The 26,134-nt window shown below is 73.6% G+C and carries 25 protein-coding genes, 1 tRNA gene and 1 pseudogene; 9 read left to right on the top strand and 18 right to left on the bottom strand.

Annotation, left to right across the window (positions count from 1 at the left end; translation table 11 throughout):
- Positions 1–4 precede the first annotated feature (4 nt).
- From E0W78_RS13445 to nth, 5 genes are read right to left on the bottom strand one after another with little or no spacing between them, the layout of a single operon-like run.
- Positions 5–835 carry a hypothetical protein gene (locus E0W78_RS13445; protein ID WP_131404461.1) on the bottom strand — a complete coding sequence of 277 codons (831 nt, stop codon included), beginning with the start codon at positions 833–835 and terminating at the stop codon, positions 5–7.
- Positions 835–2,007 (bottom strand): MarP family serine protease, encoded by a 1,173-nt coding sequence (locus tag E0W78_RS13440; protein ID WP_131404460.1) that lies wholly within the window; start codon positions 2,005–2,007, stop codon positions 835–837. The genes E0W78_RS13445 and E0W78_RS13440 overlap by 1 nt, the downstream gene beginning before the upstream one ends.
- Positions 2,004–2,639 (bottom strand): CoA pyrophosphatase, encoded by a 636-nt coding sequence (locus tag E0W78_RS13435; RefSeq protein WP_131404459.1) that lies wholly within the window; start codon positions 2,637–2,639, stop codon positions 2,004–2,006. The genes E0W78_RS13440 and E0W78_RS13435 overlap by 4 nt, the downstream gene beginning before the upstream one ends.
- Positions 2,636–3,265: a TlpA disulfide reductase family protein gene (locus tag E0W78_RS13430; protein WP_131404458.1), complete on the bottom strand. Its 630-nt coding sequence runs from the start codon at positions 3,263–3,265 to the stop codon at positions 2,636–2,638. The genes E0W78_RS13435 and E0W78_RS13430 overlap by 4 nt, the downstream gene beginning before the upstream one ends.
- On the bottom strand, positions 3,262–4,005 hold the full coding sequence (nth, locus tag E0W78_RS13425) for an endonuclease III (protein WP_131404457.1): 744 nt from the start codon (positions 4,003–4,005) through the stop codon (positions 3,262–3,264). The genes E0W78_RS13430 and nth overlap by 4 nt, the downstream gene beginning before the upstream one ends.
- 94 nt (positions 4,006–4,099) lie before the next feature.
- On the opposite strand from nth, the gene E0W78_RS13420 reads away from it, so the two are divergent.
- Positions 4,100–4,777, top strand: coding sequence for a Crp/Fnr family transcriptional regulator (locus E0W78_RS13420; RefSeq protein WP_131404456.1), 678 nt, complete (start codon positions 4,100–4,102; stop codon positions 4,775–4,777).
- Between the two features lie 57 nt (positions 4,778–4,834).
- Here the strand turns inward: E0W78_RS13420 and E0W78_RS13415 are convergent, their stop codons facing one another.
- Genes E0W78_RS13415 through E0W78_RS13400 form a run of 4 tightly spaced genes read right to left on the bottom strand, consistent with a single transcriptional unit; the run spans position 4,835 to position 7,022 of the window.
- Positions 4,835–5,593, bottom strand: a complete 759-nt coding sequence (locus E0W78_RS13415; protein WP_242686352.1) for an MBL fold metallo-hydrolase — start codon at positions 5,591–5,593, stop codon at positions 4,835–4,837.
- On the bottom strand, positions 5,590–6,396 hold the full coding sequence (locus tag E0W78_RS13410) for an NUDIX hydrolase (RefSeq protein ID WP_207392766.1): 807 nt from the start codon (positions 6,394–6,396) through the stop codon (positions 5,590–5,592). The genes E0W78_RS13415 and E0W78_RS13410 overlap by 4 nt, the downstream gene beginning before the upstream one ends.
- A 9-nt stretch (positions 6,397–6,405) precedes the next feature.
- Positions 6,406–6,867 (bottom strand): RidA family protein, encoded by a 462-nt coding sequence (locus E0W78_RS13405; RefSeq protein WP_131404455.1) that lies wholly within the window; start codon positions 6,865–6,867, stop codon positions 6,406–6,408.
- Positions 6,867–7,022 carry a DUF4177 domain-containing protein gene (locus E0W78_RS13400; protein ID WP_019144424.1) on the bottom strand — a complete coding sequence of 52 codons (156 nt, stop codon included), beginning with the start codon at positions 7,020–7,022 and terminating at the stop codon, positions 6,867–6,869. Before E0W78_RS13400 ends, E0W78_RS13405 begins: the two co-directional genes overlap by 1 nt.
- Positions 7,023–7,100: 78 nt before the next feature.
- Between E0W78_RS13400 and E0W78_RS13395 the strand changes: the two genes are divergently transcribed.
- A complete protein-coding gene (locus tag E0W78_RS13395; RefSeq protein WP_131404454.1) occupies positions 7,101–8,063 on the top strand; it encodes an ArsA-related P-loop ATPase in 963 nt (320 codons plus the stop codon).
- Entirely contained in the window at positions 8,063–9,262 is a 1,200-nt protein-coding gene (locus tag E0W78_RS13390) for an ArsA-related P-loop ATPase (protein ID WP_131404453.1), read from the top strand. Before E0W78_RS13395 ends, E0W78_RS13390 begins: the two co-directional genes overlap by 1 nt.
- A 63-nt stretch (positions 9,263–9,325) precedes the next feature.
- Here the strand turns inward: E0W78_RS13390 and E0W78_RS13385 are convergent, their stop codons facing one another.
- Positions 9,326–9,598, bottom strand: a complete 273-nt coding sequence (locus E0W78_RS13385; RefSeq protein WP_131404452.1) for a WhiB family transcriptional regulator — start codon at positions 9,596–9,598, stop codon at positions 9,326–9,328.
- A gap of 214 nt (positions 9,599–9,812) precedes the next feature.
- On the opposite strand from E0W78_RS13385, the gene E0W78_RS13380 reads away from it, so the two are divergent.
- A complete protein-coding gene (locus tag E0W78_RS13380) occupies positions 9,813–11,996 on the top strand; it encodes a transglycosylase domain-containing protein (protein ID WP_131404451.1) in 2,184 nt (727 codons plus the stop codon).
- A gap of 62 nt (positions 11,997–12,058) precedes the next feature.
- Here the strand turns inward: E0W78_RS13380 and E0W78_RS13375 are convergent, their stop codons facing one another.
- A complete protein-coding gene (locus tag E0W78_RS13375; RefSeq protein ID WP_131404450.1) occupies positions 12,059–12,520 on the bottom strand; it encodes a GatB/YqeY domain-containing protein in 462 nt (153 codons plus the stop codon).
- Between the two features lie 64 nt (positions 12,521–12,584).
- Between E0W78_RS13375 and E0W78_RS13370 the strand changes: the two genes are divergently transcribed.
- The 4 genes from E0W78_RS13370 (at position 12,585) to E0W78_RS13355 (ending at position 16,311) form a co-directional block, all read left to right on the top strand.
- The gene (locus E0W78_RS13370; protein ID WP_131404449.1) at positions 12,585–13,487 is read left to right on the top strand and encodes a metallophosphoesterase; all 903 of its coding nucleotides are present in this window, start codon (positions 12,585–12,587) and stop codon (positions 13,485–13,487) included.
- Positions 13,488–13,511: 24 nt separating this feature from the next.
- A tRNA-Pro gene (locus E0W78_RS13365) sits at positions 13,512–13,585 on the top strand.
- A 93-nt stretch (positions 13,586–13,678) separates the two neighbouring features.
- Positions 13,679–14,350, top strand: coding sequence for a hypothetical protein (locus E0W78_RS13360; protein ID WP_131404448.1), 672 nt, complete (start codon positions 13,679–13,681; stop codon positions 14,348–14,350).
- A complete protein-coding gene (locus E0W78_RS13355; protein ID WP_131404447.1) occupies positions 14,347–16,311 on the top strand; it encodes an acetoacetate--CoA ligase in 1,965 nt (654 codons plus the stop codon). Before E0W78_RS13360 ends, E0W78_RS13355 begins: the two co-directional genes overlap by 4 nt.
- Position 16,312: 1 nt before the next feature.
- Here the strand turns inward: E0W78_RS13355 and E0W78_RS13350 are convergent, their stop codons facing one another.
- From E0W78_RS13350 to recR, 3 genes are all read right to left on the bottom strand, one after another.
- Positions 16,313–17,356 carry an aspartate-semialdehyde dehydrogenase gene (locus E0W78_RS13350; RefSeq protein WP_131404446.1) on the bottom strand — a complete coding sequence of 348 codons (1,044 nt, stop codon included), beginning with the start codon at positions 17,354–17,356 and terminating at the stop codon, positions 16,313–16,315.
- Complete coding sequence (locus E0W78_RS13345) at positions 17,353–18,624, bottom strand: aspartate kinase (protein ID WP_131404445.1); 1,272 nt, start codon at positions 18,622–18,624, stop codon at positions 17,353–17,355. The genes E0W78_RS13350 and E0W78_RS13345 overlap by 4 nt, the downstream gene beginning before the upstream one ends.
- A gap of 106 nt (positions 18,625–18,730) precedes the next feature.
- A complete protein-coding gene (gene recR, locus E0W78_RS13340; RefSeq protein ID WP_131404444.1) occupies positions 18,731–19,351 on the bottom strand; it encodes a recombination mediator RecR in 621 nt (206 codons plus the stop codon).
- 159 nt (positions 19,352–19,510) lie between these two features.
- Here recR and E0W78_RS13335 point away from each other — a divergent pair, with 159 nt between their 5' ends.
- Complete coding sequence (locus E0W78_RS13335; RefSeq protein WP_131404443.1) at positions 19,511–20,797, top strand: esterase-like activity of phytase family protein; 1,287 nt, start codon at positions 19,511–19,513, stop codon at positions 20,795–20,797.
- Positions 20,798–20,813: 16 nt separating this feature from the next.
- On the opposite strand, the gene E0W78_RS13330 is transcribed toward E0W78_RS13335, so the two are convergent.
- The 4 genes and pseudogenes from E0W78_RS13330 to E0W78_RS13315 form a co-directional block, all read right to left on the bottom strand.
- Complete coding sequence (locus tag E0W78_RS13330; protein WP_131404442.1) at positions 20,814–22,613, bottom strand: amidohydrolase family protein; 1,800 nt, start codon at positions 22,611–22,613, stop codon at positions 20,814–20,816.
- A 62-nt stretch (positions 22,614–22,675) separates the two neighbouring features.
- Positions 22,676–22,915, bottom strand: coding sequence for a hypothetical protein (locus tag E0W78_RS13325; RefSeq protein WP_131404441.1), 240 nt, complete (start codon positions 22,913–22,915; stop codon positions 22,676–22,678).
- Between the two features lie 2 nt (positions 22,916–22,917).
- Positions 22,918–25,584, bottom strand: coding sequence for an aminodeoxychorismate synthase component I (locus E0W78_RS13320; RefSeq protein WP_207392765.1), 2,667 nt, complete (start codon positions 25,582–25,584; stop codon positions 22,918–22,920).
- Positions 25,581–26,134, bottom strand: a pseudogene (locus tag E0W78_RS13315) (DNA polymerase III subunit gamma/tau); the annotation flags it as partial. The gene E0W78_RS13320 and the pseudogene E0W78_RS13315, both read right to left, overlap by 4 nt.

Here is a 26,134-nt window from a genome sequence, read left to right as displayed (position 1 = left end):
GCGGCTAGACCTTCCGGCGCAGCACGACGCCGACCACCACGGCGGCCAGGCCCGCGCCGGCCACCACGAGCAGCCAGTCGTCGAACGACGCCGTCGAGCGCGCCACCAGGGCGTCCTGCACGGCCCGGGCGAGCGGCTCCGCCGCGTCGCCCCGCTCCTGCAGCAGCCGGCCGGCCGCGCGCACGGCGAGCCACAGCACGCCGGCCGCCACGAGCGCTCCGACGCCGAGCCGGGCCAGCGCCGCGCCCCGGCGCCGCGCCAGGGCGAGGCGCACCACGACGGCGGCGACGAGCACGATCCACGCCACCCGGGCGTAGTCCGGCGCCGAGCGCAGCAGGTCGATCTGCTCGCCGACCTGCTCGCTGGTGATCGGCACGACGACCGTCTCCGGCGCGCGCACCGTCACAGGCAGCTGGCCGGACGCCTTGTCGACGACGTACCGCGCCAGCGGAGCCAGGTCGACCGCGAGCCGCAGCGACTGGCCCTGGTCGGGCGCGGCGTCCGCGCCGCCGAGGGTCGCCTCGTGCGAGCGACGCAGGGTGTCCTCCCACGCCGTCCGGAACGCCGGGTCGTCGACGACGGTGGTGGCCGCGCGGGCCAGGACGTCCGCGACGACCGGGCCGAGGGTGGGCGAGAGGGCCAGCCGGGCCGTGACCTGCTCGGAGATGACCTGGGAGAGCTCGGTCCTCACCTCCGGCTCGGCCACGAGCGGGCCGGCGAGGTCGGCGAAGCCGTCGGCGTCGCTGACGTGCGTGGCCACCCACTGGGCCGGCACGGCCACGAGCAGCACGAGCAGGGCGACCAGGCCCGCGAGGGCTCCCACGAATCGACTCATCAGGTACATCCTCCCGTGCCGACCGGCTGGGACGAGCGCAGGCCGAGCGTCGCGTCGGCGGCGACCTGCTCGGCGGTGACGACGTAGCCCGTCGACGAGTCCGACACCGAGGCCGCGAACACCACGCCGTAGACGTCGCCGTCGGCCGACACCAGCGGACCGCCGGAGTTGCCCGAGCGGACGAGGCTGCGGATGGCGAACGCCTCGCGCACCGCCTGCCCGCTGCCGTAGATGTCGGGGCTGCGCAGGTCCTGCTTGCTGCGGATGCGCGCGGCGCGGGCGTCGAACGGGCCGTTCTCGGGGTAGCCGAGCACGGCCGCCTCGTCCCCGGCCTCCCCGCTCCGGTCGAACGCGAGCGGACGCACGCCGAGCCCGTCGACGGCGAGCACGGCCACGTCGAGCGACGGGTCGAACAGGACGACGTCGGCGCGCAGGCGTCGCTCGTCCACCACGACGGTGGGGTTCTGGACGCCGGCGACGACGTGGGCGTTGGTCATCACGCGGTCGCGTCCGTAGGCGAAGCCCGAGCCCTCGATGCCACGCTCGCACACCGCCTCGCCGACGACCTTCACGACCGACTCGCGGGCCGCGACGACGCCGGCCGACTCCAGCGTGGCGGCGTCCGGCGGCTCGACGTCGGCGATGCGCTCGGGCTGGAACGGCTCGATGTAGCGCGGGAAGAGGTTGGTGTCGATGACCTCGTCGAAGGAGCGCAGCACCTCCTGCGCCCGGTCGGGCATCACCCGGTCCACCGCGCGCAGCACGCTGGAGTCGCGCACCGCCTTCGACAGCACCGGGATCTGCGAGCCGCTGACCGCGTAGCCCAGGCCCCACGCGACGACGAGCACCGCCGCCATCGCCAGCAGCGAGCCGCCGAGCGAGTCCAAGGACCGCAGCGGCCGCCAGGTGACCGCGTCGCGCACCGAGCCGCCGACGTAGGAGCCGGCCGCCTGGCCGAGCACGGCGCAGACCAGCACGACGACCAGGGCGAGCACGGACGTGGCCACGCTCGGGCTGCGTCCGCCCAGCACGACCGGGACGATCACGATGCCCAGCAGGCCGCCGGACAACAGACCCACGGTGGAGACGGCGTTCGTCACGAAGCCCTGCACGAACCCGGAGATGGCGTACGCCACCACGACCAGCAGCAGGACGACGTCGAGGCCGCTCATCGCGGCTCCGGCAGGGGTCGGGTGCGGGACTCGTCCCAGGGACGTTCGAGGCCGGCCACGCGCAGCAGCCGGGCCAGGACGCCGGCCGTGAAGCCCCACAGCGGCACCGGCGTGCCGACGTCGAAGGCCGGGCCGCGCCAGCCGCCGCGCACGACGCTGAACCGGTGCTCCGGGTCGAGCAGGCGGTCGAGCGGGACCCGCAGCACCTGGGCGACCTCCGCCTCGTCCACCACGCGCAACCCGTCGAGGTGGTCGCGGGTCGCCAGCACCGGCGTCACCGCGAAGTTGCTGTACGACAGCCACAGGGTCGGCAGCCGGCCCAGGACGCTCACGCCGTCCGGCTCGAGGCCGACCTCCTCGTGGGCCTCGCGCAGCGCGGTGGCGGTCGGACCGTCGTCCTCGGGGTCCTGGGCGCCGCCGGGGAAGGAGATCTGGCCGGCGTGCTGGCGCAGCGTGGCGGCGCGCTCGGTGAGCAGCACCGACGGCTCGCCCTCGTGCTCGGCGAACAGCATGAGCACCGCCGAGGGACGTGCGTCCGGCGGCGGGGCGGGCAGGCTCGGTGCCAGCGTGCCGGCCGAGACGTCGGCGGCCGCGTCGGCGATCGGCTTCAGCCAGGTGGGAAGCTCGCTCACCGGCTGACCCCCAGGTGCTGCTCGACCGCGGCGAGCAGGTCCTGCTCGGAGTCGTACGCGGTGCGCTCGGTGGCGACCACCCGGCCATCGGCGTCGACGAAGACCGTCTGCGGCAGGCCGATGACGCCCAGAGCCTTGCGGACGTCCTCGTCCGGGTCCGCGACGAGCGGGTAGGTGACGCCCGAGCGGTCGGCGAGCTCGAGCGCCGCGGCCGGGTCGGGGTCGGAGTAGTCGACGCCGACGAACCCGACCCGGTCGCCCAGCGTCGAGTGCGCGGCCTGCAGCACGGGCAGCTCCTCGCGGCACGGCGCGCACCAGCTGGCCCACAGGTTGACCACGTGCGGACGTCCGCGCAGCCCGGCCAGGCGCACGTCCGTGCCGCCGCCGAGGCAGGCCAGCGTCACGTCGGGGAGGCCGTCCTCCACGGGAGCGTCGCCGGTCGTCTCGGGGCAGGGCTCGATGCCGGCCGCATCGCGCGCGGCGGCCAGCTCGGGGGTGTCGACGTCGCTCGCGGCCGCGGGGCGTCCGCCCTGGAAGGACGGGGCGGTCGACGGCTCGTCGTCGTCCCCCGAGCAGCCCGACAGCACCAGGGCGCCGCCGAGCAGCGCCACGAGGAACCACCTCATGCGCGGCCCTGGGTAGTCACGAGCTTCTCGGCCTCGACCGGGTCGGTCGGGCCGAGCCCGTACGACGGGCACCAGCGGGCCACCGGGCACGCGCCGCAGGCGGGCTTGCGGGCGTGGCAGCGACGGCGTCCGTGCCAGATGAGGTGGTGGCTCAGGTCGGTCCAGTCGCGCCGCTCGAACAGCGACCCGACGGCGTGCTCGGTCTTGACCGGGTCCTTGGCCGTCGTGGCCTCGACCCAGCCAAGGCGAACGACCAGCCGCTGGAAGTGGGTGTCGACGGTGATGCCCGGGACGCCGAACGCGTTGCCGAGCACGACGTTCGCGGTCTTCCGCCCGACGCCCGGCAGGGTCACGAGGTCCTTCAGCCGGCCCGGCACCTCGCCGTCGAACCGCTCCACGAGCGCGGCGGACAGGCCCAGCAGGCTCTCGGCCTTCGCCCGGAAGAAGCCGGTGGAGCGGATGATCTCCTCCAGCTCGGTGCGGTCGGCCGCCGCGAGCGCCGTGGCGTCCGGGTAGCGCGCGAACAGCACCGCCGTCACCTGGTTGACCCGCCGGTCGGTGGTCTGCGCCGACAGCACCGTGGCGACCAGCAGCTCGTACGGGTTCGTGAAGTCGAGCTCGGCGTGGGCGTCGGGATAGGTGTCGGCCAGCACCCGGTCCACGCGGCGTGCACGACGCACGAGCGACGTGGTGGGCCGCTCGCCCGGCTGCACGGGTGGCGGGGCGACGGTGCGGGACACGCGCTCAGCCTACGGGGCGGGCGCATGCACGGGGATGTGGGAGAATCGTCACGTCCCCGGCCTCCCGGGAACCCGAGCGAGAGAAGGAACGTACGTGAGCGACGACGTGTTGCGTCAGGCCCCGCTGTTCGCCGGCCTCGACGAGGACGCCTCGAACTCCCTGGTCACCTCGATGCCCGAGACCGCGATCCGTCGCGGCGAGGCCCTGTTCAACGAGGGCGACGAGGGCAGCGACCTGTTCGTGGTGACGTCCGGCAAGGTGAAGCTCGGCCGCACGTCCCCGGACGGCCGCGAGAACCTGCTGGCGATCCTGGGTCCGGGCCAGATGTTCGGCGAGCTGTCGCTGTTCGACCCCGGACCCCGCTCGGCCACCGCCACCGCGGTCACCGACACCACGGTGCGCAGCCTCGGCCACGAGTCGCTGCTGCCGATCCTCACCGAGCACCCCGACGTCGCCCGTGCCCTGCTGCACCAGCTGGCCGCGCGCCTGCGCCGCACCAACGAGGTCGTCGGCGACCTGGTGTTCTCCGACGTCCCCGGCCGCGTGGCCAAGGCCCTGCTCGACCTGTCGAGCCGCTTCGGCCGCCGCGCCGACGACGGCGTCCACGTGCACCACGACCTCACGCAGGAGGAGCTGGCCCAGCTGGTCGGCGCTTCCCGCGAGACGGTCAACAAGGCGCTCGCCGACTTCGCCGCCCGCAGCTGGGTGCGCCTGGAGCCGCGCAGCGTCGTCATCCTCGACCTCGAGCGCCTGCAGCGTCGCGCTCGCTGACGTCCGGCACGACGAGGGCCCCGCACCGACCGGTGCGGGGCCCTCGTGCGTCCGGGGTCAGTGCCCGAGGTGCTCGAGCTGGGCGGCGACCGAGCGCTCGGCGGCCGGCCACAGGCTGCGGTCGACGTCGGCGTAGACCCGCTCGACGACCTGCTGAGCCGTGGTGTCGCCGGCCGCGACGGCCCGGCGCACCTGCTCGAGGCGCTGCTCACGGTGGGTCAGGTAGAAGTCGACGACCGCGGCCGGGTCGTCGACGACCGGGCCGTGGGCGGGCAGGATCCGCTGGACGTGGCCGGTGACGACCAGCTCCTGCAGGGCACGCAACGAGTCCAGGTAGGGGCCGAGCCGTCCGTCGGGATGGGCGACGATCGTCGTGCCGCGGCCCAGGATGGTGTCGCCGCTCAGCAGGACGTCCTCGGCCGGCAGCAGGAAGCAGGCCGAGTCGGCGGTGTGACCGGGCGTGTGCAGCACCTGCACGGTCAGCCCGTCGACCTCGATGACCTCCCCGTCGGCCAGGGGCTCGGCGCCGACGCAGTGCTCGGGCGAGACGGCGCGCGTCGGGGCCCCGGTGAGCTCGGCGAAGCGGGGCACGGCCTCGGTGTGGTCACCGTGGTGGTGCGTGACGAGCACGAGCGCCACCTCGCCGGCCAGCTCCAGGACGCGGGCGAGGTGGGCCTCGTCGAGCGGTCCCGGGTCGACGACGACGCTGCGGGCCGCGCCCGGCTCGCGCAGCACGTAGGTGTTGGTGCCGTCGAGCGTCATGATGCCCGGGTTCGGCGCCAGGACGACGGTGGCGCGGTCGCTGACGGTGGTCACTCGTACTCCCCCAGGTCGGTCTCGAGCCAGACGCCGTCGTCGTCGGCGACCAGGCGCGGCTCGGCGAGCAGCACCGGCCGCCCGTGGGCGACCTCGAGCAGCTCGTCGGCGTCGTGGCGCGCCAGCTGGCGCAGGGTCTGGTGCTGCGGCGGCATGAGCCCCGCGGCGTCGGCCTGCTCGGGCGAGAGCAGCGTGCCGACGGGCACCCACACGCAGCGGTCGGCCTCGCCGGGCAGGTCGCCGACCTCCTGGCCGACGGGCATGCGGGCGACGAAGAACCGCGTGTCGTAGCGCTGGTGCGAGTGCGCCGGCGTGATCCAGCGCGACCAGGCGCCCAGCAGGTCGGCGCGCAGCACGAGGCCGCGCTCGCGCAGCCAGGCGCCGAGGCTCGTCTCGTGCTTCTCCAGCGCCCGGCGGGCGGCCAGCCAGTCCGGACCGCTCACGTCGTCCACGACGGACGTCTCGTCGGGCCCGGCGAGCAGGACGCCGGACTCCTCGAACGTCTCGCGCACCGCGGCGACGACGAGCGCACGGGCGTGCGCCTCGGTGGTGCCGAGCTGCTCGGCGAAGCGGGACGCCGGCGGCCCGGCCCACGGCACGTCCGGCTCGGCGTCGGAGGCGTCCAGGCCGCCGCCGGGGAACACGTACTGTCCCGCGGCGAAGGCCATGGACGCCTGCCGGCGCATGAGGTACGCCTCGAGCCCGTCGGCCCCGTCGCGCACCACGACGACGCTGGCGGCGTCGCGGGGCGTCACCGGGTCCGTCGGGTCGACGACGGAGCGCAGCGTGTCGGGGACACGCACGCGGACCACCTAGGCCACCTCGACCACGATCTCGACCTCGACCGGGGCGTCGAGCGGCAGCACGGCCACGCCGACGGCGCTGCGGGCGTGCACGCCGGCCTCGGCGAAGGCCAGGCCGAGCAGCTCGCTGGCGCCGTTGGCGACCTGCGGCTGGCCGGTGAACGACGGGTCGCTGGCCACGAAGACGACGGCCTTGACGACCTGGGTGACGCGGTCGAGGTCGCCCACCTGCGCCTTCACGGCGGCGATGGCGTTGAGCGCGCACTGGCGCGCGCAGGCGGTGGCGGTCTCGACGTCGACACCGGCGCCCACCTTGCCGGTGGCCAGCAGCTCACCGGACTCCAGCGGCAGCTGGCCGGACGTGTGCACGTACGAGCCGGTGCTCAGCGCCGGGACGTACGCAGCGACCGGCTTGGCCACCTCGGGCACCTCGAGCCCGGCCGCGGCCAGGCGCTCCTCGACCGCGGACATCAGGCGACCGGGCGCTTGAAGTAGGCGACGAGGTTCTCCGGGTTCATGCCCGGCACGATCTGCACCAGCTCCCAGCCGTCGCGGCCGAAGTTGTCGAGGATCTGCTTGGTCGCGTGCACGAGGACGGGTGCGGTCAGGTACTCCCACTGAGTCATGGACCGACTGTATCGGGCATCACGCGACCCGGTCCCGCGTCGGCATGCGCCTCGCGCGGGCGTCAGTAGGGTGGCGGCGTGGGCGCGACGACGCAGCTGCACGTGGTGACGGGCAAGGGCGGCACCGGCAAGACGACGGTGGCCGCCGCGCTCGCGATCGCGTTGGCCGACCAGGGACAGCGGGTCCTGCTGTGCGAGGTCGAGGGGCGCCAGGGCATCGCCCAGCTCTTCGACGTCCCGCCGCTGCCCTACGAGGAGCGGCGCATCGCGTCCGGGCTCGGCGGTGGGCAGGTGCACGCGCTGGCCATCGATCCCGAGGCGGCGCTGCTGGAGTACCTCGACATGTACTACCACCTGGGCCGGGCCGGGAAGCTGCTCGACCGCTTCGGCGTCGTCGACTTCGCCACCACGATCGCCCCGGGCGTCCGCGACGTGCTGCTGACCGGCAAGGCGTACGAGGCGGCCCGGCGCAAGGAGGACGGGCGGTTCGTCTACGACGCCGTCGTCATGGACGCGCCGCCGACCGGACGCATCACGCGCTTCCTCAACGTCAACGCCGAGGTCGCCGGCCTCGCCAAGGTCGGGCCGGTGCGCAAGCAGGCCGACGCGATCATGGACATGCTCCACTCCGACACCAGCCGGGTGCACCTGGTGACCGTGCTGGAGGAGATGCCCGTGCAGGAGACCCTCGACGGCGTCACCGAGCTGCGCCTCGCCGGCCTCCCGGTCGGCCACGTGCTCGTCAACCTCGTGCGTCCGGCGTTGCTGTCCGAGGCGTCTCAGCAGCTGCTGGGCACCGACGGCGTCGAGCAGGCCGTGGCGGACGCCCTCGAGCCGTCCGGCGTCGACGCCGGCCACGCCCCCGCGCTCGTCGAGGAGGGCCATGCGCACGTCGCGCGCCAGCACCTGCAGGACGCCCAGCACGTCCTGCTCGACGACGCGGACGTCCCGGTGCACGACCTGCCGTGGTTGAGCGAGGGCGTCGACCTCGGCGCCCTGTTCGAGCTCGCCCAGACCCTGCGCGACGGGAAGGTCGTCTGATGCCCGGCCGGCCCCGCACCACCCCCACCCGCACCACGACGCCGCACTACCGCGGCGCCACGGGCCCGAGCGCCGACGCCCTGGACGTCGACGCGCTGCTCGCCGATCCCGGCACGCAGATCGTGGTGTGCTGCGGCTCCGGCGGCGTCGGCAAGACGACCACCTCGGCCGCGCTCGCGCTGCGGGCCGCCGAGCAGGGCCGGCGCGTGTGCGTGCTGACCATCGACCCGGCCCGCCGGCTCGCGCAGTCCATGGGGCTCACCGAGCTGGACAACGTCCCGCGCCCGGTCGCCGGCGTCGAGGGACCCGGCCGGCTCGACGCGATGATGCTCGACATGAAGCGCACCTTCGACGAGGTCGTCGAGGCGCACGCCAGCGCGGACAAGGCCCGCCAGATCCTGGCGAACCCCTTCTACCAGGCGCTGTCGAGCTCGTTCGCGGGCACGCAGGAGTACATGGCCATGGAGAAGCTCGGCCAGCTGCACGGCGAGGCCGCCGAGCACGAGGACGGCTGGGACCTCATCGTCGTCGACACCCCGCCGTCGCGCTCCGCCCTGGACTTCCTGGACGCGCCCGAGCGGCTGTCGTCGCTGCTGGACGGCCGCTTCATCCGGCTGATGCTCGCCCCGGCGAAGGGTCCGGCCCGCCTGTTCGGCGCCGGGTTCGGCGTGATCACCTCGATGATGAACAAGCTGCTCGGCGCCCAGGTGCTGACCGACGTGCAGACGTTCGTCGCCGCGTTCGACACGCTGTTCGGCGGCTTCCGCCAGCGGTCGGAGCAGACGTACGCACTGCTGCAGGACCCGCGGACGGCGTTCCTCGTCGTCGCCGCCCCCGAGGCCTCGGCGATGCGCGAGGCGTCCTACTTCGTGGAGCGGCTCGCCGCCGAGCGGATGCCGCTGGCCGGGCTCGTGGTGAACCGGGTCAGCCGCACCGCGGTCGACGACCTGGGCGCCGACGAGGCCGCCGCCGCGTCCCGCCGGCTGGCCGGCGGCGACGCGACGAGCACCCTGGCCGCCGAGCTGCTGTGCGTGCACGCGGAGCGGGCCCAGGTGCGCGAGCGGGAGGAGCGGCTGGTGCGCCGGTTCCGAGCCTCGCACCCGACGGTGCCGTCGGCACGGGTCGCGGCGCTGGCCACGGACGTGCACGACCTCGACGGACTGCGGATCGTCGGCGACCTGCTCGCCGGCCGTGCCTAGCGTTGCACGACCTCGACGGACTGCGGATCGTCGGCGACCTGCTGGCCGGCCGCGCCTAGCGCGTCAGGCCGAGGTGGTGGCGGTGCTGCTCTCGAGCACCGTGCGCCAGGTGGCGACGTCGGGACGGCGACGGAGCAGCGCCCGGCGCTCACGCTCGGTCATGCCACCCCACACGCCCCACTCGATGCGGTTGTCCAGGGCCTCGGCCAGGCACTCGGCCTTGACCTCGCAGGCTCCACAGATCATCTTGGCGCGGTTCTGCTCGGCGCCACGGACGAACAGAGCGTCCGATCCGCCGCGGCACGCGGCTTGCGCCGCCCAGTTCTCGTTCCACATACAGGTCTTGCCTTTCCCCGAGAAGCCCTGGGTGCCAGGGCCGTTCCTGCTAGTGAGAAAACGTTAAGAAACTTCTCATTGTTTCGGTGAGCCCCCGGCGGATGATCTTGCATAGTCCTTTCGGGCCATTTCTGGACGTTCTGGTCCGGGACGGGCCCCCGACCTGCCCGGCGGCGTCCCTCGGAGCCTGTGCCGGACCACGTACCCTGACCCCATGCCCTGGGACTCCATGCGCGACCTGATGTCGTCCGCCCTCCAGCCGCAGGAGAAGCGCTCCAAGCGGAGCGTCGCCGGTGCGATGGCCCGGCTCAGCGTCCTCGCGGGCATCCTCGTGGCGGCGCTGCTCATCCCCGCGACCACGTTCGTGGCCATCACCGGCAACGACGTCGCGCAGCGCGCGCTCGAGCTGCCGCTGGCGCTCGAGGAGAACCCGAACCCGCAGACCACGAAGGTCGTCGACACCGACGGCAAGCTGATCGCGTACTTCTACGAGCAGAACCGCAGCGACGTCCCGCTCGACCAGATCAACGACAACATGAAGAACGCGATCCTCGCGATCGAGGACGTCCGTTTCTACGAGCACGGCGCGCTCGACCTCAAGGGCACCCTGCGCGCGCTCGTCAACAACGCCTCCGACGGCAACACCCAGGGCGGCTCCACGATCACCCAGCAGCTGGTGAAGCTGATCCAGGTGCAGAACGCCACGACGGCCGAGGAGCGCAAGGCGGCCACCGAGAAGTCGGCCAGCCGCAAGATCCGCGAGCTCAAGCACGCGATCGCGTACGAGGAGAAGTACACGAAGGACGAGATCCTCGAGCGCTACCTCAACATCGCCTACTTCGGCGACGGCGCCTACGGCGTCTCGGCCGCGGCCCGCCACTACTTCTCGGTGGCGCCCAAGGACCTCAACCCGGCGCAGGCGGCCACGCTCGCCGGCCTGGTGAAGAACCCGAACCAGTACAACCCGCGCACCTACCCCGAGCGCGCGCTGCAGCGCCGCAACACGGTGCTGGCGGTCATGGCCCGCTACGGCTTCGTCCCCGACGAGCAGGCGCGCGCCTTCCAGGCGGGCGGGCTGAACCTCAACCTGACCTCGTTCCCGAACGGCTGCGTCGACTCCGACGCGTCCTTCTCGTGCGACTTCGTGCGCCGCTACCTCATGGCCGACGAGAGCCTGGGCAAGACGGTCGACGAGCGCCGCGCCCGGCTCGAGCAGGGCGGCCTGACGATCAAGACGACGATCGACCTGTCGATGCAGAAGGCGGCCAACAAGGCGGTCTCCAGCACGATCAACCCCAAGGACGGCGTCATCGGCGCGCTGGCGCTGATCGAGCCCGGCACCGGCAACGTCCGCGCCGTCGCGCAGTCGCGGCCGATGGGCTCGGACCTCAAGGAGGGCCAGTCCTACATCAACTTCGCCGTGCCGACGAAGTACGGCGACTCCGGCGGCTTCCAGGGCGGGTCGACGTTCAAGTTCTTCACCACCGTCGCGGCGCTCAAGAAGGGCATCGGCGTCGGCAAGACGTACAGCTCGCCGCAGACCATGACGATGCCGGCCGGCAGCTACACGGCCTGCAACGACGGCGGCGTCGGTGAGTGGAAGCTCAAGAACTCCACCGGTGCGGGCACGTTCAACATGTACCGCGGCCTGCGCCAGTCGGTGAACACCTACTACTCCCAGCTCGAGCGCGACGCCGGCCTGTGCAACGTCGTGAAGACCGCCCGCTCGATGGGCATCAACGTGCCGGAGAACGACGAGGTCGGCCCGTTCACGCTGGGCGTCACCTACATCAGCCCGACCGACCTGGCCGCCGCGTACGCGTCGGCGGCGTCGGGTGGCGAGTACTGCGAGCCGCTGCCGGTGGCCGAGATCGTCGACCGCACGGGCAAGACGGTCAAGGAGTACGAGCCCACCTGCAAGCGGGTGATGAGCAAGGAGGTCGCGGCCCAGGTCAACGACATCCTGCGCGGCGTCCAGGAGCCCGGCGGCTTCGGCTACTCCAACGGCACCGGCCTGCGCATCCCGTCGGCGGCCAAGACCGGTACGACCAACAGCGCGCAGTCGGTCTGGTACATGGGCTACACGCCCGAGCTGGCGACCGCGTCGATGATCTCCGGCGTCACGAAGTCGGGCCGTCCGGCCTCGCTGGTCGGCAAGACCATCAAGGGCTCGCCGATCAGCTTCAGCGCCGCCGGCGGTTCCTCGCTGGCCGGTCCGATGTGGGCCAAGGCCATGCAGGTCATCCAGGACGAGCTGGACGGCAAGAGCTTCGACAGCCCGCCGCAGCGCCAGCCGGCCAACCCCGCCCCGCAGCGCTCCAGCAGCGGCAACAACAACGGCGGCAACGACGACCGGGGCAACCGCGGCAACCGCGGCCGTGACCGCGACGACGACTGAGCCACGCCCCACGCACGAGGCCCCCGGGACGGTGTCCCGGGGGCCTCGTCGTGCGTGGGGCGCTAGGCGCCGAGCTGGCGCTTGACCTCGGCGGCCACGAAGCCGCCGTCGGCCCGGCCGCGGGTCTGCGGCGTGAGCACGCCCATGACCTTGCCCATGGCCTTCATGCCCTCGGCCGCGGCACCGGTCTGCTCGACCGCGGCGGTCACCAGGGCGCGCACCTCGTCCTCGCTGAGCTGCTCGGGCAGGTAGTCGGCCAGGATCGCCGCCTCGGCGCGCTCCTTGTCGGCCAGCTCGGGGCGATTGCCCTCGTCGAAGGCCTGGGCGGACTCCTTGCGCTTCTTCGCCTCGGACGTCAGCACGGCGAGCACGTCGTCGTCGCTGAGCTCGCGGGCCTGCTTGCCGGCGACCTCGGCGTTGGTGACGGCCGCCAGCGCCATGCGGATGACGGACGAGCGCAGCTGGTCGCGCGCCTTCATGGCGGTGGTGAGGTCGGAGCGGAGCCGGTCCTTGAGCGCAGACATGCCGCCAGTCTCCCACCCCACCCACGCACGGGCGTCGCGACGGTCGCTGTGGTTGGCTGGCCGCATGTCTGCTCGTCCCCTGCTGTGGCCGCTCGCGGTGGCCGGCGGCGTCCTGGCCTGGTCGGTGCTCGAGACGCGCTCGTTCGTCCTGCGCCGGGCCGACGTGCCCGTGCTCCCCGCCGGCTCGGACCCGCTGCGCGTCCTGCACCTGTCCGACACCCACATGACGCCGGGCCAGCGCGTGAAGCAGGACTGGCTGCGCGGGCTCGCGTCGCTCGAGCCCGACCTCGTCGTCTCGACCGGTGACAACCTGTCGCACCGCGCGGCCGTCCCGGCCGTGCTGGACGCCTACGGCGACCTGCTGGACGTCCCGGGCGTCTTCGTGTTCGGCTCCAACGACTACTACTCCCCCGTGCCGCCGAACCCGTTCATGTACCTGCGCGGCGGCACCGGCGGCCCGCGTCCGCGCGAGAAGGACCTGCCGTGGCGCGAGCTGCGTGACGCCTTCACCGCCCGCGGCTGGACCGACCTGACGAACCGGCGCGCCGACCTGGAGGTGGCCGGACGCCGGCTGTCGTTCGTCGGCGCCGACGACCCGCACCTGGGCTACGACGAGCTGGACGACGTCCCGGCCGACCGCACCGCCGACCTGGCCGTCGGTGTCGTCCACGCGCCGTACCTGCGCGTGCTCGACCGCTGGACGTCGTCGGGCTACCCGCTGATCATCGCCGGGCACACCCACGGCGGCCAGCTGCGCGTGCCCGGCTACGGCGCGCTGGTGACCAACTGCGACCTGGACCGCGCCCGGGCCCGGGGCCTGCACCGCCACCACGTGGACGGCGCGGACTCGTCCTGGCTCCACGTCTCGGCCGGCCTCGGGACGTCCCCCTACGCCCCCGTCCGGCTCGCATGCCGACCCGAGGCGACCCTCCTCACCCTGACTGCTGTAGACTCGTCGAGGTCGTGATCACGGGTCACCGGGATCGACCACCGGGGTGTGGCGCAGCTTGGTAGCGCGCGTCGTTCGGGACGACGAGGCCGCAGGTTCAAATCCTGTCACCCCGACCCACTGAAGGGCTCCTGCCGCGAGGCAGGGGCCCTTCGTCGTTCCGCGAGCACACCGTGAGGGGTGACGTGTGCTGTGACACACTCGCCTGCATGAGCGAGACCCCTCCGACCCGCAAGGTCGTCCGACGGGTCGTCCGCAAGCCCGTCGTCCTGCCTGGTGACGACGCCCCCGGCGAGCGGGCCTCGTCCACCGTCGTCGCCCCGGCCCCGCTGACCCCGGTCGAGCCGACGGCTCCTCCCGAGCCGGCCGAGCCGGCGGGCCCGTCCCGGTGGCAGCGCGTCGCGTCGCGTACCGCCACCACCGGGCGGAGCACCGGAGCGCTGGCCCGCCGCGCCCTCGCCGCCGGGTCGTCCCGGGCCCGTGGCTGGCGGCTGCCCGCCTGGCCGGACGTCGTCTGGGCCGCGGTCGTGGGGCTCGTGCTGGGGCTGCTGGTCACCGCCGCTGGAGCCGGCGTGCGGGAGCTGTTCTCGGCCACCCGCGGCGTCTCCACCGGTGGTGGACGTTGGGGGTCCCTGGCGCTCGTGCTGCTCTGCCTGGCCGCGGTCGCCCTGGGCGAGCTCGCCCTCCGTGCGCTGCGCGTGCCCCAGCCGCGCGCCACCGTGGTGACCGCCGTGCTGCTGGTGCTGATGGCCGTCCTCGCGTTCTTCCTCGACCCCGTGGCCACCGCGTGGGCCTGGCTGCTGCTGCCGGCGCTCGGCGCGGGGGGGACCGCGCTCGCGGCCTGGCTGCTGAGTCTCGGACGGATCAAGGACCAGGCGTGAGCGAGGTCCTCTGGCGGCCGTCCGGCCGCCGCACCCGGCTCGACGACTTTCGCGACGAGCTCGCCTGCCTCGGCCACCGCTTCGACGACTACGAGAGCCTGTGGCGCTGGTCGGTGGACGACCTCGACGCCTTCTGGCTCGCCGTGTGGCGCTTTGTCGACATTCCGTCGGACGCCGGGCCGACGGTCGCGCTCGCCGATGACGCGATGCCCGGGGCGCGCTGGTTCCCGGAGGTCCGCCTGAGCTACGCCGAGGCGATGCTGCGCCTCCCCGGCCGCGCCGACGACGACGTCGTTGTGGTCGGACGCTCGCAGAGCCGCGACGACGTCCGGCTGACCGCGGCCGAGCTGCGCGACCAGGTGGCGCGGGCCCGGGCCGGTCTCGTCCGCGCCGGGGTCGGGCGCGGCGACCGGGTTGCGGCGTACGCGCCGAACGTGCCCGAGACGCTCGTCCTGCTGCTCGCCGCGGCGAGCCTCGGCGCCGTCTTCACCTCGTGCGCGCCGGAGTTCGGCACCCAGAGCGTCGTCGACCGCTGGCGCCAGGTCGAGCCGGTCGTGCTGCTGGCCGTCGACGGCTACCGGTACGGCGAGAAGCCGATCGACCGGCGGGCCGAGGTCGAGCAGGTACGGGCCGCGCTGCCCAGCGTCCGCACGCTCGTCCACCTGCCGTACCTCGACCCCGACGCGCCGGCTCCGGAGGGCGCGACGACGTGGGACGAGCTGCTGGGCGAGCCCGCCGACCTCGCCTTCGACCGCGCGCCGTTCGACCACCCGCTCTACGTGCTGTTCAGCTCGGGCACGACGGGCCTGCCCAAGCCGATCGTCCACGGCCACGGCGGCATCACGCTGGAGCACCTCAAGTGCTTCGCCCTGCAGAACGACGTCGGCTCCGGCGACCGCTTCTTCTGGTTCTCCACCACCGGCTGGATGATGTGGAACTACCTCGTCTCGGCCCTCGGCGTCGGCGCCACGATCGTCATGCTCGACGGCGACCCCGCGTACCCCGACCTCGGCGCGCTGTGGCGGATCGTCGAGCAGGAGCGGCTCACCTACTTCGGCACCAGCGCCCCGTACCTGCTCCAGTGCCGCAAGGCCGGTCTCGTGCCGCGCGAGGAGGCCGACCTGTCGTCGCTGCGGGCGATCGGCTCCACCGGCGCTCCGCTGCCCGCCGAGGGCTTCCGCTGGGTGTACGACGCGGTCGTGCCGCCCGGCCAGGACGTGCAGCTCGTCTCGATCTCCGGCGGCACCGACGTGTGCTCGGCGTTCGTGGGCGGCGCCCCGGACGTGCCGGTCGTCGCCGGCGAGATCTCGTGCCGCGCGCTCGGCGCGGCCGTCCAGGCGTACGACCTGGCCGGAGAGCCGGTCGTGGGTGAGCTCGGCGAGCTCGTGGTGACGCGGCCGATGCCGTCCATGCCGGTCGGCTTCTGGGGCGACGAGGACGGCTCGCGCTACCGCGCCGCCTACTTCGAGGACTTCCCCGGCGTCTGGCGGCACGGCGACTGGATCACGCTCACCGAGGACGGCACCTGCGTGGTGTCCGGGCGCAGCGACGCGACGCTCAACCGCGGTGGCGTCCGGCTGGGCACCGCCGAGTTCTACGGCGTCGTGGAGTCGCTGCCCGAGGTGGCCGACAGCCTGGTGGTGCACCTCGAGGACGCCGAGGGCGGGGCCGGACGGCTGATCCTGTTCGTCGTCATGGCGGAGGGGGCGACGTTCGACGACGACGTGCGGCGCGACATCGCCACGGCGCTGCGCTCACGGCTGTCGCCCCGGCACGTGCCCGACGACGTCGCCGCCGTGCGCGCGCTGCCCCGGACGCTGTCGGGCAAGAAGCTCGAGGTGCCGGTCAAGAAGATCCTGCGCGGGACGCCGGTCGAGGACGCGGCGGCGCGCGGCGCGCTGGTGGACCCCACGGCGCTGGACGAGATCGTCCGCTACCGCGAGGCCCACCCGCAGCCCTGAGCTAGCGGACGAGCAGCTCGGCGATCTGGATCGTGTTGAGCGCCGCGCCCTTGCGCAGGTTGTCGCCGCTCACGAACAGCACGAGGCCCTTGTGGCCGGGGGCCGACTGGTCCTGACGGATGCGTCCGACCAGGCTCGGGTCGGTGCCGGCCGCCTGGAGCGGCGTCGGGACGTCGACGAGCCGCACGCCGGGCGCGGAGCCGAGGATCTCGGTGGCCTGCTCCGGCGTGATGTCGCGCTCGAACTCGGCGTTGATCGACAGCGAGTGGCCGCTGAAGACCGGGACGCGCACGCAGGTGCCGGCGACCCGCAGGTCGGGCAGACCGAGGATCTTGCGGCTCTCGTTGCGGAGCTTCTGCTCCTCGTCGGTCTCGTACGAGCCGTCGTCGACGATCGAGCCGGCCAGCGGCAGGACGTTGAACGCGATCGGGGCGACGTACTTGACCGGGTCGGGGAACGCGAGCGCCGAGCCGTCGTGCGTGAGGGCGTCCGCCTTGTCGACGACCGCCTTCGCCTGGCCGTGCAGCTCCTCGACGCCGGCGACGCCGGAGCCCGACACCGCCTGGTAGGAGCTAACCACGAGCCGGACGAGCCCGGCCTCGTCGTGCAGCGGCTTGAGCACGGGCATCGCGGCCATCGTCGTGCAGTTCGGGTTCGCGATGATGCCGCGGCCGCCCGGGCCGTCGCCGGCCGGGATGTCGTCCGGGTTGACCTCGCTGACGACCAGCGGGATCGCCGGGTCCTTGCGGAAGGCCGAGGAGTTGTCGATGACGGTCACGCCGGCCTCGGCGAAGCGCGGCGCCTGGGCACGCGACGTCGTGGCACCGGCCGAGAACAGGGCGATGTCCAGGCCGGACGGGTCGGCCGTCGACGCGTCCTCGACGACGATCTCGCCACCCTTCCAGGGCAGCGTGGTGCCGGCCGAGCGCGAGGAGGCGAAGAAGCGCACCTCGTCGGCCGGGAAGTCGCGCTCCTCGAGCAGGCGGCGCATGACGACGCCGACCTGTCCGGTGGCGCCGACGATGCCGATCCGCGCGCCGCTCATCGGCCGGTCCCGCCGTACACGACGGCCTCGACCTCGTCGTTGCCCAGCCCGAACTCGGCGTGGGCGGCGCGGACGGCCTCGTCGACGTTGCTCTCGGCCGTGACGACCGAGATGCGGATCTCCGACGTGGAGATCATCTCGATGTTGACCCCGGCGTCCGCGAGCGCCTGGAAGAACCGGGCGGTGATGCCGGGCTCGGTGCGCATGCCGGCGCCGATGATCGAGACCTTGCCGACGCTGTCGTCGTACTGCAGACGCTCGAAGCCGACCTGTCCCTGCAGTCGGGCGAGCGCCGACATGGCGGTCTGGCCGTCGGCGCGCGGCAGCGTGAAGGAGATGTCGGTGCGTCCGGTCGCGGCGGCCGACACGTTCTGCACGACCATGTCGATGTTGATCTGCGCGTCGGCCAGCGTCGTGAAGATGGCCGCGGCCTCGCCCACCTTGTCGGGCACGCCGACGACGGTGATCTTGGCCTCGCTGCGGTCGTGCGCGACGCCGGTGATGATGGCGGCTTCCATGGGCTTCTCCACTCGGTCGGCGTGAACCACCCACGTGCCCTCCTTCTGCGAGAAGGAGGAGCGGACGTGGATGGGCATGTCGTTGCGGCGGGCGTACTCGACGCACCGCAGGTGCAGGATCTTGGCGCCGTTGGCCGCCATCTCCAGCGTCTCCTCGTAGGAGATGTGCGGGATCTGCGCGGCGTTCGGGACGATGCGGGGGTCGGCGGTGAAGATGCCGTCGACGTCGGAGTAGATCTCGCAGACGTCGGCCTTCAGCGCCGCGGCCAGGGCGACGGCAGTCGTGTCGGAGCCACCTCGGCCGAGGGTCGTGATGTCCTTCGTGGTCTGCGAGACGCCCTGGAAGCCGGCGACGATCGCCACGGCTCCCTCCCCGAGAGCGGCCTGCAGGCGGCTGGGCGTGACGTCGATGATCTTGGCGCGGCCGTGGACGTCGTCGGTGATGACGCCGGCCTGCGAGCCGGTGAAGGAGCGGGCCTCCTGGCCGAGGTTGCCGATGGCCATGGCCAGCAGCGCCATGGAGATGCGCTCGCCGGCGGTGAGCAGCATGTCGAGCTCGCGGCCCGGCGGCAGCGGGGAGACCTGGTTGGCCAGGTCGATCAGCTCGTCGGTGCTGTCGCCCATGGCCGAGACCACGACGACGACGTCGTTGCCAGCCTTCTTCGTCGCCACGATCCGCTGGGCGACGCGCTTGATGCTGGCTGCATCCGCGACGGACGAGCCACCGTACTTCTGGACGACGATGCCCACAGAAAACCTCGAGAGGTGAGGAGGGTCAGGAGCGGCGCGCCGTTGCGCCCCCGCAAGCCTACCGCGCCGGGCGAGACGACCGGCCGGGATGCTCGGACGGCGGACGTCAGGGACGCGGCTCGGCCGGCGCGCCGCCGACCGAGAGACGTCCCTCGAAGGCGCGGCCGAGCGTGACCTCGTCGGCGTACTCGAGGTCGCCGCCGACGGGCAGGCCGCTGGCAAGCTTGCTGACCCGGACGCCGAGCGGCGCGAGCATGCGGAGCAGGTACGTGGCCGTGGCCTCGCCCTCGAGGTTCGGGTCGGTGGCGATGATGACCTCGGTGACGGTGCCGTCGCCCAGGCGCTGGAGCAGCTCGCGGATGCGCAGCTGGTCGGGGCCGATGCCGGCGATCGGGCTGATCGCCCCGCCGAGCACGTGGTAGCGGCCGCGGAACTCACGGGTGCGCTCGATGGCCAGGATGTCCTTGCTCTCCTCGACCACGCACAGCACCGTCGGGTCACGGCGGGCGTCCGCGCAGATGCGGCACTCGGTGTCCTCGGTGACGTTGCCGCAGATCGAGCAGAAGTGGACCTTCTCCTTGACCTGCACGAGGACAGCGGCGAACCGCCGGACGTCCTCGGGATCGGCGTCGAGCAGGTGGAACGCGATGCGCTGCGCACTCTTCGGGCCGACGCCGGGCAGACTTCCGAGCTCGTCGATGAGGTCCTGGATCACGCCGTCGTACATAGGCCTCCAGCCTAGTCCGCCGCTGTCTGTCCGGCCTCGCCGCCGCGCGGGTCGAGGGTTCACCGGTGCGTCATGCCGGGGCCACGGCCGGGCCACCCCCGCGCGCTTGGCTCAGGAGGTCGCCGGCGCCACCCGGGCGCCGGGCATCCAGGGGGAACGATGAACCGAACCATGCTGGGAGCCGGCACCGCCGCGCTGCTCGCGCTCACCCTCGTCCCGGCCGCCGCCTCGGCCGGGGGCGATCGTCACCACGACCACGACCGGGGCACGCACCTGGCCAGCCGCTCCGTGCTGGCCGCCGAGACCTTCGTGCCGGGCAGCGAGCCGTCCGGCTTCTTCACCGGCAACACCGCCGCACCGTTCCCGGGCCAGCCCGTGCAGGGCTTCTCGGGCGTGCACGCGCTGGCCGACGGCAGCTACCTGACCATGAGCGACAACGGCTTCGGCACCAAGGCCAACAGCCGCGACTTCCAGCTGCGCGTGCACCGCGTGAAGCCCGGCCGCGACGGCCGCACGCGCGTCCTGCCCGGCGGGTTCACGCTGTCGGACCCGCGCGGGCACGTGCCGTGGACGCTGTGGCGCGGCGGCGGCTGCACCGCGGCCACCGACCTGCCGGACGGCTACTCCTGCCCCGAGCCCGACCGCGTGCTGACCGGCTGGGACTTCGACGTCGAGTCCATGCAGGTCGCGGGCGACGGGACGTTCTGGTTCGGCGACGAGCTGGGCCCGTTCCTGCTGCACACCGACGCGCGTGGACGCCTGCTCGAGGCGCCCGTCGCGACGCCCGGCGTCACGTCCCCGTCGAGCCCGCTGCTGGCCGGCGCGACGCCGAACCTGCCCGACTCCAAGGGCTTCGAGGGCATGGCGATCACGCCCGACGGCAAACGTCTCCTGCCGATGCTCGAGGGCAGCACCGCCGAGGACAAGGCAGCCGGACGCGCGTCCGACCTGCGCATCTACGACGTCCGGCTCGGCCGTCACGGGGCCCGCTTCACCGGGGACTTCGACCGCTACCGGCTCGAGGCGCCCGAGCACGCCATCGGCGACGCGATCGCGGTGAACGCGCACCAGCTGCTCGTCGTCGAGCGCGACAACCTGGCGGGGGCGGCGGCTCGGTTCAAGAAGGTGTTCCTGGTCGACCTGCGCGACCGCGACCGTGACGGCTACGTGGACAAGCGCGAGCTGGTCGACCTGCTCGACCTGCCCGACCCGCACGGCGTCGGCGGGTACGGCCGCACGTTCGCGCTGCCCTACGTGACGATCGAGGACGTCGAGCTGCTCGACCGCGACACGATCGCCGTGCTCAACGACAACAACTTCCCGGCCACCGGCGGTCGTGGGGCCGACGTCGCGGACGTCAACGAGCTCATCACGATCGACCTGGCGAAGCCGCTCGACGTCGACCGGCGACTGCTGCCCGGCCGGCTCCCGCGCGGACGCCGCTGAGCGACGCCCGCGCGGGTCAGGCCCCGGCCGCGACCCGCGCGGGCGACGCCACCGGCCGCTTGCGCATCGGGGCGGGCTCGCCGGCGGGCAGGAAGCGGCCCGTCGCGAAGTCGCGGCCGTAGCCCTCGGCGAACTCGCCGGCCTCCCACACGACCGTGCCGGACACGACCGTGGCGTGGACGGCGGCGTCGTTGCGGTTGACCATGCGGCTGAGTCCGCCCAGCTCCTCGAAGACGGCCTCGTGGTAGCCGTCGACGGACGCGTCCAGGCCGCGCGGGTCGACGACCACCAGGTCGGCCCGGGCCCCCTCGACCAGGCGACCCGCGTCGATGCCGTAGAAGTCGGCGAGCTCGCCGGTGAGCTTGTGCACGGCCTGCTCGACGCTCAGGAACGGCTTGCGCGTGCGCTGGGCCTCGTGGACCTTGCGCAGCAGGCAGATGCCGAAGTTGTAGAACGCCATGTTGCGCAGGTGCGCCCCCGCGTCGGAGAAGCCGATCGTGACGCCGGGAGTGGTGAGCAGCTTCTCCTGCACCTTCGCGCGGGTGTTGGCGATCGGGGTCGTCCAGCGCAGGTCGGTGCCGTACGCCACCACGAGGTCCAGGTAGCAGTCGACGGCGTGGACGCCCCGCTCGCGCGCGACGTCGCCGATCGTGCGGCCGACCAGGGACGCGTCCGGGCACTCGGTGATCTCGGCGTCGTCGAAGTCGCGGTGCCAGACCCGGGGCGAGAAGCGCTTGTCGAAGTCCTGGCGGAACCAGCGCCGGTACGCCTCGTCCTGCAGCAGCTCGCTGCGCATCTCGTCGCGCAGGTGCAGCGCCTCCCGGCCCGAGCCGAACTCCTCGAAGACGACCAGGTCGATGCCGTCGGCCCAGACCTTGAACGTCGTGGGCAGGTGCTGCCAGACGAAGCGGCCGCGGCCGACCCGGTTGGCCAGGAACGCGAGCGGGCCGAAGATGCGGCGCACCCACGGCTCGGCCTTGGTGTCGGCGGCCGACAGCAGCGAGACCTTGAGCGGCTCGCGGCCGAGGCCGGTGCTCGTGGCCAGGTAGAACGCGACGTCGTACTTCTTGTTCAGGTTGGGGACGCCCTGGAGCACGCGTCCGCGCCGGCGCAGGATGCGGCTGATGCGGCGGAACTCCTTCCACGACGCGTACGTCGAGGGCAGCGACCGGGAGCGGTAGCGGTCGCCGTCGAGCTTGTCCCACGGGTTCGTCATCGTCGAGATGCCGAGGAAGCCCTCGTCGAGCGCCTCCTCGAGCCGGCGCTCGACCTCGCGCATGTCGGCCGCGGTCGCCTTCTGGTCGGGGTCGGTCGCGCGGCCCAGGCCCATGACGCTGCCCCGGACGTCGGAGTGCCCGAGGAACGACGCGACGTGCGGTCCCATCGGGGACGCCTCGAGGGCCGCGCGCCACTGCGCGGGCGTCGACCAGGTCTTGCGCTCCTCGAGCGCGGCGAGCACCGCCGGACGCGGCAGCGCCTCGACCCGGCTGAACAGGTCGGCGACGTCGACCGGGCTGGAGTAGACCGCGGAGATCGAGCAGTTGCCGATGAGCACGCTGGTCACGCCGTGGCGCACCGACTCGTGCAGACCGGGCGCGACGACGAGCTCGGCGTCGTAGTGGGTGTGGGCGTCGACGAAGCCGGGGGTGACCCAGCGTCCGGTGGCGTCGACCACCCGGGTGCCGGTGCCCGGCTCGAGCGGGACGGCGCTGACGGTGACGACGCGACCGTCCTTGATGCCGACGTCCGCACGACGTCCGGGTGCCCCGGTGCCGTCGAAGACGGTGCCGCCGCTGACGATCAGGTCCAGGTCCATGTGACGCTCCTCACAGTTCCGCGGAACCTAGCACGCGGGCGGGGCCGCGGAGGGCGGCTCGGCTACGTCGTGGGACCGACGTCCACCCGCACGCGGACCGGCTCGTCCGGGCCCAGCTCGCGCCGGAGGAGCTCCCGGACCTCGTCGCCGTGGAGCCGGCCGAGCAGCAGCGTGACGCCGTCGGAGCCGTGCCGGACGACCTCGAGCACCACGTGCTGGACGCCCTCGGCACCGACCAGGCGCTCCCCCACGCGGACGTACCCGGCCTCGCGGGTCTCGACGGCGCGGCGTCCGGGGTCCACCGCTAGGCCCGCCCGGCCGCGTCGCCGGTCAGGAAGCGGGCGAGCACGTGCCGTCCGGTCGGGCTCAGCACCGACTCCGGGTGCCACTGCACGCCCTCGACCGGGTGCGTGCGGTGGCGCAGGCCCATGACCACCCCGGACGCGGTGCGGCTGGTGACCTCCAGCTCGGCCGGCAGGCTCGCCTCGTCCACGACCAGCGAGTGGTAGCGGCCGACGAGCAGCGGGCTGGCCAGACCGGCGTGGACCCCGCGGCCGTCGTGGTGCACCAGCGACGCCTTGCCGTGCACGACGTCGGGGGCGCGGACCACCCGGGCGCCGTAGGCCTCGGCGACGGCCTGGTGCCCCAGGCACACCCCGAGGGTGGGCAGGTGGGGACCGACGCGGCGGACGAGCTCGACGCTCACCCCCGCGTCGGCTGGGCCACCGGGTCCGGGCGAGACGAGCAGGTGCGTGTAGCTGCCGGCGAGACAGTCGGCGACCAGGTCGTCGAGCCGCTCGGCGTCGTGCCGGACGACGGTCGTGGCCGCGCCGAGCTCGCGCACGTGCTGCACGAGGTTGTAGACGAACGAGTCGTAGTTGTCGACGACGAGCACCTTCGCCCCGGCGGCGATCGGATCCTCGACCTCGGCCAGCCGGCGCTCCTGCTCCGGCCGGGCGAGCTCGGCCGCCAGGGGTCCGGGCGTCCAGCGCCCGACGCCGTCGACCTGGACGACCGGCACGACGCCACGCAGGGCGTTGGCCACCAGCACCTCGCGGGCGGTGGCGACGTCGGCGAGCGTCAGGCGCCGCTCGTGGACCGGCACGCCCGTCCGCCGGAGACGGTCGAGCAGCCGGGCCCGGGTGGTGCTGGGCAGCAGGCGTCCGTCGAGGGGCGGGACGTGGACGCCGTCGTCCATCACCAGCACGATCGCGGCACGCCCGGCCTCCAGGACGCTGCCGTCCGCGTCGAGCACGAGGTCGTCACGCTCGGGCGACCCGTGGGCGAACAGCGCGGACCGGTCGCCCCACTTGTGCGCCCCGAGACCGCCAGGCACCACGCGCGGCGACAGCACCCATGCCGGTGCCGTCTCGTCGAGCGGCTGCGACGACACGGTGAAGGCGACCCCGGCGCCGGACGGCCGGGCGTCGACGCGCAGCCGGTGCCGGCCGGTCAGGCCGTCCGCTCGGGTGCGGACGGCGACCTCGACCTCGGACCCGACCGGCGACCCCAGCACCTCGCGGACGCTCGCGGCGAGCCGGGCCAGGTGCTGCTCGAGGTGGGCGACCCGGCCGTCGACCACCAGCATCGTCTCGAAGACGCCACGGCCGAGGTCGGGCTGCCACGGCCGCGGCGGCTCCACCCGCACCGGCGCCGGCCCCGTGGGGGCGGGCGCGTCCAGCGGCAGCGTGCCGCCCACCGCCTCGACCAGCGGCCGGGCCTTGACCAGGCACTCGGCGTACTCGGCCTGCGGGTCGGAGTCGTGCACGATGCCGCCGCCGACGCCGAGCCACACACGTCCGTCGGCGACCTCGAACGTCCGGATCGCGACGTTGAGCTCGAGCCCGGCGACCGGGCTGGCGTGCCCGATCGCGCCGGTGTACGCCTCGCGGGCCGTGGGCTCGAGCTCGTCGACCAGCTGCATGGCCCGCACCTTGGGCGCGCCGGTGACGGAGCCCGGCGGGAACGTGGCGCGCAGCAGGTCGCCGTCCGTCGTGCCCCGCGGCAGGGTCGCGACGACGTCGGAGACCAGGTGCCAGACCGCGTGCCGCTCGGCCCGGACGAGCGACGGCACCCGCACGGTGCCGGGCACCGCGACACGTCCGAGGTCGTTGCGCATGAGGTCGACGATCATGACGTTCTCGGCCCGGTCCTTGGCCGAGGCGACGAGCGCGTCGGGGTCGGCCGAGAGCGGCGCCGTGCCCTTGATCGGGCTGGTGAGCACGCGGTCGCCGGTGCGGCGCAGGAACAGCTCGGGCGACAGGCTGACCGCCGCACCCTCCGGGGCGTCGACGAACGCCGCGTAGGCCGGCCGGAGGGCCTCGACGCCGCGGGCGAACAGGTCGAGCGGGTCGCCCTCGAACGGCGCCTCGAGCCGCGCGGTGAGGTTGACCTGGAAGACGTCGCCCGCGGCCACGTGGTCGCGGACGCGCTGCACGCCCGCGCGGTGCTCGGCCGGCGACGGCGTCATCGTCATCGCCCCGACGTGCACCGGGCGGGACTCGGCCGGCCGGGCCAGGACGCCGAGGAACGCGGTCTCGCGCCGGGCCTGCTCGTCGTCGCCGACCAGCCCGGCGAGCTGCTCGAACCACCACCGTCCGTCGCGGTGGCGCAGCACCCGGTCGTAGAACCCGAGCCGGTGGTCCGGCTGCGGGACGGGCCGCGGTGGCTGCGTGCCGAGGCGCTCCAGCCGGCGGCCGAGCTGGTAGCCCCACAGGCCGATCCAGCCCCCGCCGAAGCCGCCGCCGTCGCCGCCGCCGTCGCCGACGAGCGCCGGGGACCAGAGGTCGAACGGGTCGTCGTCGGCCCCGAGCACGCGCAGCGGGTCGAACGACAGGACGTCGCCGGCGGCCCACGCCCCGGTCAGCGCGACGACCCGCGACTGGCCGCGCAGGCGGCGCAGGACGTCGACCGGGTCGCCGGTCAGGTCGAGCCGTCGGCGGACGACCCGGACCGCGGGGACGGCGCTCACTGGTCGGAGGGGATCTCCTCGATGACCTCGGCTCCCAGCTCGCGCGAGAGCAGGGCCTCGGGATCGAGGTTCTCGGTCTCCAGCTCGGGGTCGTTGAGCGAGGCCGAGGCGTCGATGTCGGCGGCCGTCGGGGCCTCGGCCGGCGCCTGCTGCAGCGCCTGGTGCACCTCGGGCGGGGCCGTGACGCCGCGCGGACGCTCGACCGGAGGCGCGGCGGGGGCCGCGGCGGCCGGCTCGGGCACGCCGGCACCGGGCGTGGCGCCCGGGTCGATCACCGCGTCGACGCGCCACTGGACGCCCAGGACGTCGGAGAGCGCGCGCTGCAGCACCTCGTCGGACTTGCTGTTGAGGAAGGAGTCACGGGCTCCGGAGTTGACCAGGCCGATCGTCACCGTGCCGTCGTCGACGCCGACCACCTGGGCGTTCTGGCTCAGCATGATCCAGGTGAAGCGGCGCAGCTGCTCGACCTTGGCCAGCACGTCGGGCCACAGGCGCCTCACGTCCGACAGCGCCGGGGCGCCCGACGCGGGCGGGGCCGACGGCGGAGGCG

The sequence above is a fragment of the Aeromicrobium sp. IC_218 genome, from assembly GCF_004336805.1.
GTDB lineage: Bacteria > Actinomycetota > Actinomycetes > Propionibacteriales > Nocardioidaceae > Aeromicrobium.
The sequence above is the reverse complement of the archived record's forward strand: the minus strand, read 5'-3'. Positions and strand labels throughout refer to the sequence as shown.